This window comes from Paraburkholderia sp., assembly GCF_026225065.1.
Classification (GTDB): domain Bacteria; phylum Pseudomonadota; class Gammaproteobacteria; order Burkholderiales; family Burkholderiaceae; genus Paraburkholderia.
Genome location: NZ_JAMFSB010000025.1, coordinates 25,205 through 33,546 on the forward strand (window position 1 = coordinate 25,205; position 8,342 = coordinate 33,546).

Annotated in this window: 8 protein-coding genes; 4 read left to right on the top strand and 4 right to left on the bottom strand. The window is 61.0% G+C overall.

All coding sequences use genetic code 11. The features are described 5' to 3' along the window. Nucleotides 1-6 precede the first annotated feature (6 nt). The gene (locus M0954_RS01785) at nucleotides 7-267 is read left to right on the top strand and encodes a hypothetical protein (RefSeq protein WP_297351298.1); all 261 of its coding nucleotides are present in this window, start codon (nucleotides 7-9) and stop codon (nucleotides 265-267) included. A gap of 149 nt (nucleotides 268-416) precedes the next feature. Here M0954_RS01785 and M0954_RS01790 read toward each other — a convergent pair whose 3' ends face one another. Then, nucleotides 417-1,301 (bottom strand): LysR family transcriptional regulator, encoded by an 885-nt coding sequence (locus tag M0954_RS01790; RefSeq protein WP_122156421.1) that lies wholly within the window; start codon nucleotides 1,299-1,301, stop codon nucleotides 417-419. Nucleotides 1,302-1,408: 107 nt separating this feature from the next. Here M0954_RS01790 and M0954_RS01795 point away from each other — a divergent pair, with 107 nt between their 5' ends. Beyond that, on the top strand, nucleotides 1,409-2,176 hold the full coding sequence (locus M0954_RS01795; protein ID WP_297351300.1) for a sulfite exporter TauE/SafE family protein: 768 nt from the start codon (nucleotides 1,409-1,411) through the stop codon (nucleotides 2,174-2,176). Nucleotides 2,177-2,252: 76 nt separating this feature from the next. On the opposite strand, the gene M0954_RS01800 is transcribed toward M0954_RS01795, so the two are convergent. Together M0954_RS01800 and M0954_RS01805 are read right to left on the bottom strand one after the other, a co-directional pair. Next, nucleotides 2,253-2,669 (bottom strand): hypothetical protein, encoded by a 417-nt coding sequence (locus M0954_RS01800; RefSeq protein WP_297351302.1) that lies wholly within the window; start codon nucleotides 2,667-2,669, stop codon nucleotides 2,253-2,255. Nucleotides 2,670-2,686: 17 nt separating this feature from the next. After that, entirely contained in the window at nucleotides 2,687-3,451 is a 765-nt protein-coding gene (locus tag M0954_RS01805) for a hypothetical protein (protein ID WP_297351304.1), read from the bottom strand. A gap of 354 nt (nucleotides 3,452-3,805) precedes the next feature. Here M0954_RS01805 and M0954_RS01810 point away from each other — a divergent pair, with 354 nt between their 5' ends. After that, nucleotides 3,806-4,129, top strand: a complete 324-nt coding sequence (locus M0954_RS01810; RefSeq protein ID WP_297351306.1) for a hypothetical protein — start codon at nucleotides 3,806-3,808, stop codon at nucleotides 4,127-4,129. Nucleotides 4,130-4,218: 89 nt separating this feature from the next. Here the strand turns inward: M0954_RS01810 and M0954_RS01815 are convergent, their stop codons facing one another. Next, nucleotides 4,219-5,259: a LuxR C-terminal-related transcriptional regulator gene (locus tag M0954_RS01815; protein ID WP_297351308.1), complete on the bottom strand. Its 1,041-nt coding sequence runs from the start codon at nucleotides 5,257-5,259 to the stop codon at nucleotides 4,219-4,221. A 291-nt stretch (nucleotides 5,260-5,550) separates the two neighbouring features. On the opposite strand from M0954_RS01815, the gene M0954_RS01820 reads away from it, so the two are divergent. Next, the coding region (locus M0954_RS01820) for an AAA family ATPase (protein WP_297351310.1) at nucleotides 5,551-8,342 on the top strand (2,792 nt) is incomplete at its 3' end.

An 8,342-nucleotide genomic window follows, 5' to 3' on the forward strand; every position in this document is an offset into this window, starting at 1 on the left:
ACCATCATGAAGCCCTTTTGCTTCGCAGCGGTCCTCGTCGTGCTCACCACCGGCTGCGCCTCGACGTCGGCGCCCGTGGATAGTCAGACCATCCGGCCGGGTCCGGCCGACACGGATAGCTACATTTTGCATACACCCGACCGTGCGATGCCGGGCGACTCCACCTCAACGCCGCCGAGGCTCAGCGTCGGCGTCAGCTATCCCGACACGCAATTGATTCTGCCGTGGTTCCTCAATGACATCATCGACGTGATTAACTATCGCTAGCCCGACAGCGAGTTTCGAATCGCCTTTCCCCGCGTATCAGGCGCTCTTCGAGGAAGGGACCATTGAGGAGTGGCCGAGGTTTTACGGTTGGTGATCCGACGAGCCCCGGCTGGTCATTCAAGGTGAAGAGAGGGTGTTGGCCGCAGCAGCTATGCGGCACCATCGATCAACTGCTGGGCGAGCAGTGCAGCATGCGGCGTCAGCGCGGCAAAATTGCGGGCGCAAAGATGAAGCCGCCTCGCGGCCCACGATTCGGAAAGCGGTGAGATCACCAGTCCCGGGCGATGCAACGTTTCGATCGACGCATTAGACAGAATCGCTATGCCGATGCCTGCTTCTACCAGCATCGCCACATTCTCAATACTCCGCATCTGAATACGATAGTTGAGCTGAACACCGAGCCGCGAGGCGCGATCTGCCAGATGGGTCTCCAGCGCAGCGTCCGAGAGCCCAACAAAAGCCTCGTCGAGAATCTCCGCGAAAGCGACGGGCAGCCCGGTGACAACGCGGTGTGTGCGATTCGCCACGACGACGAGCTGATCGTGCGCGATCAGATGCGTCTGCAGGGCCGCGAGGTCGGCGATGTCGGCGACGATGCCAAGATCTGCTCGACCCTCCGCCAATGTCTTGACGATTTCCGCACTAGGCCGTTCTTCGAGATCGATCGACAGGTCCGGATAGGCTGCCAGGAAGCGGTTGAGTTGCTGCGGCAGAAACGCGGCCAATGCGGCGGTGTTGGACAGCAGCCTGACGCGCCCCCTCAGACCGGTCGCATAGGTGCGCAACTCGCCGCGCATCTGTTCCACCTGGCCGAGGATCAGACGGGCATGATGGACGAGCGCCTCGCCCGCCGCCGTCGCGCGCACACCACGACGGTTACGTTCGAGCAGTGGCGCGCCCAGGGCGGTCTCCATGCCGGCGATGCGCTCGCTAACCGAGGCCAGCGCCAGGTGCATGAGCCGCGCCCCGTGCGTGAGGCTGCCACGCTCTACCACCGCGAGGAAAAGCCGCAAGTCGGTCAGATCGAAACGCATGCGTTGTGGCTCCTCGTTGCCCGCATCGCCATCCTTCGGATTTGCCGAAGTCCAGCAGAGGGAATGCCAGATTGTGGGGATGCAGCCGGGCCGCTAGGATTGCGTCCATGTATACCTATTTTCTCATCTTTGGCGCAGGAATACTGGCTGGCGCAATGAATGGCCTGGCCGGCGGCGGTTCGTTCGTCAGCCTGCCGGCGCTCATAGCCGCAGGTGTGCCACCGGTTCAGGCGAACTCTTCGAGTACGGTTGCGCTGTTCCCCGGAGGTGTAGCCAGTGCCTGGGCGTATCGCGACGGAATCGGGCCGGTGGGTGCAGTGACGGTGCGCGCGCTGCTGATCGCGACGTTATGTGGGGGATTGGCCGGTGCGGTGCTGTTGTTGCGCACCACGTCCGCGGCCTTCTCTTTCGCATTACCCTGGTTGCTGCTGTTCGCGAGTGTCGCGTTGGCTTTTGGCCGGCGCTTCGGCGAAGCGCTGCGTGGGCGCCGGCGCATTCCCGGGGCCGTGGTGCTGGTGGTTCAGTTTGGGCTGGGTATCTATGGCGGCTACTTCGGCGGCGCGGTCGGCATCATGATGATCGCGATGTGGGGGCTGTTTGACGGCGGCGATCTCAAGAGCCTGAACGCACCGCGGACCCTGCTCGTCAGCGCGGCGAACGCGACTGCGGTTCTTACGTTCATTATCGCTCACGCGGTACGTTGGCCCGAAACGCTGGTAATGCTGGTCGCGGCGATCATCGGCGGTTATGGCGGCGCGCAAATCGGCCGGCGTGCGCCGCCCAGAATCATCCGGGCGGGTACCCTGGCGTTGACCTTCTGCGTTACGCTGGCTTTCTTCCTGCGAACTTTTGCACCGAACCTCTTGCATCGATGATTCGGTTTCCTCTTGATTCGCGTGGCACGGTGGACATGCTTCAACTGGCGGTACCCTCGTTCTTCTTCGACGTCGTTTATTCCCGGAACTCGGCGAGGCGTTGCTGGATGCCGGTCATCGATCCCACAAGCGGCGCGAGCAGCAACGGAATCAGGATGATCCACAGCAGGCGCGCTTCGTTCGTGGCGCGCGCCACCGCGGCGTCGAACTGATCCTGATTGATGTCCGTGGTTTTGTTTAACGTCGCCACGAATCGCTCGAATGCTCCTTCGGACTCCATCGCGGTTGTGCCCAGGTCGAGTGCGACTGCGTTGCTGTGTTGCCCAGACGACTCGAGATCCCGAATCCGGTGATCGATCCGGGCGTAGTCGAGCCACGCTGCAACAGTGGCGCGTGCAGCCTGTTCTTCGCCGTCGAAGGTGATATTGTCCAACTCCTCATTGAGCAGTCCGAGGCTTTTAGGGCGGGGCGCACCGGGCGATAACTGGCTCATATCGGCACGCCCTGGCGTCAGCAGCGTCGTCGCTGAACGCTGGAAATTGCCTGCTGGTTCGGCCTTTTCGTCCTTGTCGCGGGTAAGGAGGTAGATACTTTCCTGCGAGTGGGCGTTGTAGGCCAACGCTTTCGCCTGTGACAGAGCAAACACCGAGTCGAACGCGTCTTCCTTGGCGATGCGGATACCGACAGAAAATTCGTTCCGCATACGCCAAATGCAATAGCGCATAGCGCCAGGGCTACCGTACCGGCGGCGATCCATGGGTTGATGACGCGCCGGAAGGTGGCGAGCAGATACCGCTGCGTGTAGAGGAGCAGAAGCACGAGGGCGATGGAGGCCGCGCAGAACGCCATCAGCCATATCCGCGCGGCGGCCCGGCCGCCGGAGTAGGCGTTGTCCAGATGAGCGAAATTGACTGCCGCCAGATCGTCCACGGCTGGAATGATGTGCTCCCGGATAACGTCGTCGGCCGCGCGTATGTCGTAGATATTGCCGCCGTCAGCCAGTGCCGAACCTTCGAGCGTCTGATACAGGGAGAGGTTGTCGAGGGCGCGCAGGATCGGCTGACGTTCCGCGTCACCATAGGCAATGTTCTGCGACGCGGCGACGAGGTAATCGTTCGCTAACTCGATTGCCGCACGGTAATCGCTAATGCTTTTGCCGTTTGTGCCTTCGCTGACAAACGCCCTGAGGAAATCGGTATGCGCATCGCTTAGCGTACCTCGGATATTCTCGGCTGCGACGATCGACGGTTCGGACTCGTAGCCGATCGTCTGCACGATGGAATGAAAGGCGTGCCACGTAAAGAAGCCAATGGCTGCAACCAGCAGGCAAAGCACGACGATGCCTGACTGCAGCGTCCGCAACGTCGAAGGCACGCGCGCAAACGTATTCACCTGCGCTCTAAATGCGTTCACATGGAGCGCCTGGGTTGTAGACATTTTTATCTCCCGAATCGTTGGCAGCCTGATTTACTCCGGCTATAGACGGTTTGCCATGTGGTAGCACACAGCCGTGGTAAAAATGCCAAAACATCAAGCGTCACAATTTTGAAAAATATCCACCGGCATTTCCGTGTGCGAGTATGGATCAACTAGATGTTAATCTGAAGATCATGATTCACGGGGGGCTCCATGAGTAGCCACGTACTCAGTTGGGCAGCGGTGCCGCACAATGGCGACGGCGTCGTCTTCCAGGTTCGCATTGCCCATGGACTTCAACGTTTCCACCTGTCGCGCCGTGTGCTCGAGAGTGCGTTCAATCTCGAGCCACGGGCTTCAGACGCGAGACAACTCCAGCTTTTCTATCAATTCCTGAATCGCATTCTGATTCGAGCCACTGCGAAACGTTTGATCGCCGGGTCGGACACGCTTCCACTTCAGGCCACTGATTTCTCCCCACTGCGTGTTCAGGACCGGTTTGAGCATCGACTCGAAAACCTCGAGTGCGACGCCTGAAAGCTCGGAGCTGTACGCCGATGTGAAGTACGCCCACAACATCGGCGGGGACTATCGGCGCACCGAGTTCGGGCAGTTGGGCTACCGGTTCAGCTGGTGAGCTTAGGACGCGATTTGTCGGCCTCCAGCCGGCGCGTGATGAGGCGGACCAGGTAGGTGGCAAACTCCGGATCCTGGTAGTACATCCGCATGGCGTCGGTCGCCGAAACCATCAGCAATTCGCAGTCGCTCTTGCAGACGGCCGTGCAAGTGCGGCGATGGTCCGGGGAAAACAGCCCAATTTCTCCCAGTATGGTGCCGGCGCCCACTTCGACTCCGATCTCCTGAAGACCGATCGTCCCACGCACAATATAGTAGAGCGCATCGCTCGGCGCGTTCTTGTGGAACAGGACGTCGCCTCGTCTGACGTGGCTGGGGGACAAGTGCGAGAGCAACCGCTTGATGGTGAGCTGAGCGTCGAGCGCATGATGAAGCTGCGCATCGCCGACCTTCTCCAGCCGTGCGGCCGCGATGCTGGCCTGGCCGCGGCTGCCGACCTTCAACGCCTTGTACACCGTGTACAGGTGCACTTTCACGGTTCCTTCCGCAATGTTGAGTTGCCGCGCGATCGACTTGTTCGATTCCCCGCGTGCCGCGAGCGCCAGCACTTCGATCTGGCGCGGCGTCAGCACAGCGCCGTTGGCGGCAGACGCCGTGGCGGCGCGCGACGATGCCTGCGCAGCGGTAGGCGAAACGATGTTGTTGGCGAACGCGAGCAACGCAGGCGGCAGGTACGTGGCGCCGCCCAGCACGATCCGCAGAGCGCCCAGTAGCGCACCGGCGGACTCCGATTTGCTCACACATCCTGTCACACCGGCCGCAATGAAAGTGTCGATCGTCTTCTGACCAATCTCGTTCAGCAGCGCGAGGGCAGGCAAAAGCGGAATGTTGCAACGCAACGCGTCTAGCGCTTCAAGCGCTTCGCTTGCGTGCTCGCCATCCAGTACCAGCAGATCGGCGCTCAACCCGCTGTCGACAGCGCTCGTCCGGTAGTCCACACATGTCACTTCAGTGCGTGGCGCGAGTTCGGTGAGCAGACGCGCAACGCCCTCGCGAAACAGACCGGCGGGCGCAACGAAAATGATATGCATAGGCCTCAATTTTTTTGAAACGGTTAACCTTACCCGCGCCTGCGCATGAAGGGTCTCGTACCTGTATTCGTATGAACTAAGACGGAACCTGCAGTGCCCATTGGCGCATCGCTGTCGTTATACAACACACTTAACGAATTCGCATTCGTCCATAATCCGGCTGCAACCAGTCCAACCCATGCGGTTCGCGGCCCGCGAAGGCAAACGCTGGGCGAGCGCAGATTTCCAGCGCAATGCCACCAATGCATGTAAAGTAAATGTAGGTATTTTATTGTCTGCGGGAGGGGAGAGGTGGGCGAGACCAGCGCATTCATTCCGACGGGGCTTTCTCGCTACGTACCGCGACACCTGTTGACGGCGGGAACGTGCGAGATCCCGAGTGCGCGTGAGTTCCAGGGTGTAGCGATGATGGTGGACATCGCGGGCTTTACCGAGCTCACCGAAACATTTGCGCGCGAAGGGGTCGCGGGCGCGGAACGCTTGTCGGCGATCCTTGACCGGTACTTTGGAAGAATGACCGGCATCTCGATCGCACACGGTGGCGACGTTCTGGATTTCGTCGGCGACGCGATCCGGGTGATATGGGAATACGACACGACACCGGATGAGACGGTGCGGCTCGCCGTGCAGTGTGGCCTGCAGATGCAACGTGCGTTGCCCGAAATCATCGCGGAAACCGGTGTGCAAATGCGTCAACGGGTATCGCTCGCAGAGGGCACACTCACGCATCTGACTGTCGGCGGCGTTGGTGGCAAGTGGTATAGCCTCACCGCAGGCGGTCCAGTGGCCGAGGCGGCCGCCGCCAATCATAAGGGCAGTGCAGACGAGGTCGTGGTATGTGAATCGTTGTGGGACAAGGTGCGGGAGCATTTTGTCGCCCGAGCGCTGCCTTGCGGCGCGGCTTCAATCACGGAAGAAAGCGGCGCCGCCGTGTTGGCGCCTTTACCGCCGCCGCTGGAGCAGCTCGGTCCATCATCCGGCACGCTGGAAAAGTTTTTTGGGCACCACTTTCTTGAACGCGTACGCGTGGGTGGCGGGCGTTGGTTCGGAGAGTTCAGGAATATCACCACGCTATTCATCGGGCCGTCCATCGTCGATTACTCCGGCGACAATGCATTGGGCCTTCTGCAAGCTGCGGTAGCGAGCACGCAAAAAATACACGAACGTTTTGGCGGCGCCCTCACCGAGCTTTCTGCGGATGACAAAGGGCTCACGCTACTTTCGGTATTCGGTTTGCCGGGGATGGCGCACGAAGATGACGCAGTTCGCGCGGTGGCCGCCGGCCGGGCGCTTGCCGGCGCAATGCGCGAGCGCGGCATTCCACTCAGCATGGGCATCACTTCGGGACTGGCTCTTTACGCCGACCGCGGCGGCAACGAGCGCCGCCATGCGGGGCTGACGGGAGGGGTGGTGAACCGCGCCGCGCGGCTCATGACCGCCGCGCATGGCCGCGTACTGTGCGACAAGCCAACACGCGATGGCGCTGCGCGCGAGTTTCAATTCGAGGCGTGTGACCCTGTCTCGGCCAAGGGCTTCGCTGAAGTTGTCGCCGTCTGGCAGCCGCGGGCAGGCGCGGCGAGTGAGGGACATTCGTTCGCGGGCGTATCGGTCGGCCGCGAGATGGAAGCACAACAATTGTCGCTTGCGCTCGATGGGGTCATTGCAGGGCACGGCGACGCTATCGCTTTGTGCGGTGAGGCGGGCCTTGGCAAGACAAGACTCATTGCAGATATGGCCGCCAATGCGCGCGAGCGGGGGGCTTCAGTCATCTGGAGCGCTGGCTTTGCGCTGGAATCGATGTCGGTTTTTTATGTCTGGCGACACATCCTCGCTCAACTGCTTTGCGGCACAGGCAAGTTCGACCCGGCACTGGCGAGCCGTGCTGCTGCCAATCTTGTTGCGGATGACGAAAGCCTTACGTCATGGTTGCCACTCCTTAACGACGTCATGCCGTTCCAGCTCGCCGATACGGAGCTCACGCAGGAGATGGTCGGTCACGCGCGAGCCGAGGGCTTGCGAATGCTCGTTACAGCGCTTGTTTCGCGCTCATCGCGCGACACGCCCATATTGCTGATCGCCGATGATCTGCACTGGTTCGACAGCGCATCCGCGGCGATGCTTCTGGAGCTCGCGATCGCGCGACCGCCGGGCCTTATGCTGCTGGCCGCCACACGGCCGCTCGACGACTCCTCCGCTGTCGAGGCGCATCAGGTTGTTCGCGAGTCGCGCTGCATTTATTTACCCGGTCTTACGCGAGCGGCCCTGGGCGTATTGATCGCGGACCGTCTAGGTGCGGCGGAGGCGACGCACGAGCTGGTCGATTTCGTAGTGGGGCGCACAGAGGGAAATCCGCTGTATGCCGAAGAGGTGGTTGCGGCGCTTCACGTTTCCGGTTATCTCGAGATGACAGATCGTGTTGCGGCGTTTTCCGCCGAGGCTGAGAGCGAAGCCAATGCCATGTTGCCTGAGGGATTGCGCGGCGTGATCGTCAGCCGGCTCGATACGCTCGGCGCTGCCGAACAACTCATGTTGAAGATCGCTGCCGTGATCGGGCAGGAGTTTTCACTAAAAATGCTACGTGATCTGTTTCCTGGCGAGCAAGGCACGGCCGATCTCATCGCCCTGGCACGGGTGCTTGAGCGTGAAGACGTCGTGTACCCGGTAGGTGACGAGAGCGACTGCTACCGCTTCAAGCACGTCCTGGTGCAAGACGCTGTCTACGAACTGTTGCCGTACTCGCTGCGCCGGGAGTTGCATCGCGATATAGCGGACTGGGTCGAACGCAACGAATCGCATGACCTCGAACCGCACTTCGCGGCATTGGCATCCCACTGGGAACGCGCGCGGAACATTCCTGCTGCCGTGACGTACCTCGAAAGGTCTGCAGAGCTTTCGTTGAAACACTATGCGAACCGTGACGCCATCAGGCAGGCGGAGCGGGCAATCAGGCTTGCTAACGAACACAAGCTGCCGCCGGATCGGGAGGGCGAGATGCGCTGCGAGGCGATGCTCGGAGAAGCCCATATCGAGTTGTTTCAATACGGCGCGGCCAGGGATCACTTCAATCGCGCACTCGTGTGCGC

What these genes read in the sequence shown, in the direction of transcription:
- M0954_RS01785 (WP_297351298.1), top strand. Translation starts at nt 7, where the DNA reads ATGAAGCCCTTTTGCTTCGCAGCGGTCCTCGTCGTGCTCACCACCGGC.
- M0954_RS01790 (WP_122156421.1), bottom strand. Translation starts at nt 1,301, where the DNA reads ATGCGTTTCGATCTGACCGACTTGCGGCTTTTCCTCGCGGTGGTAGAG.
- M0954_RS01795 (WP_297351300.1), top strand. Translation starts at nt 1,409, where the DNA reads ATGTATACCTATTTTCTCATCTTTGGCGCAGGAATACTGGCTGGCGCA.
- M0954_RS01800 (WP_297351302.1), bottom strand. Translation starts at nt 2,669, where the DNA reads ATGAGCCAGTTATCGCCCGGTGCGCCCCGCCCTAAAAGCCTCGGACTG.
- M0954_RS01810 (WP_297351306.1), top strand. Translation starts at nt 3,806, where the DNA reads ATGAGTAGCCACGTACTCAGTTGGGCAGCGGTGCCGCACAATGGCGAC.
- M0954_RS01815 (WP_297351308.1), bottom strand. Translation starts at nt 5,259, where the DNA reads ATGCATATCATTTTCGTTGCGCCCGCCGGTCTGTTTCGCGAGGGCGTT.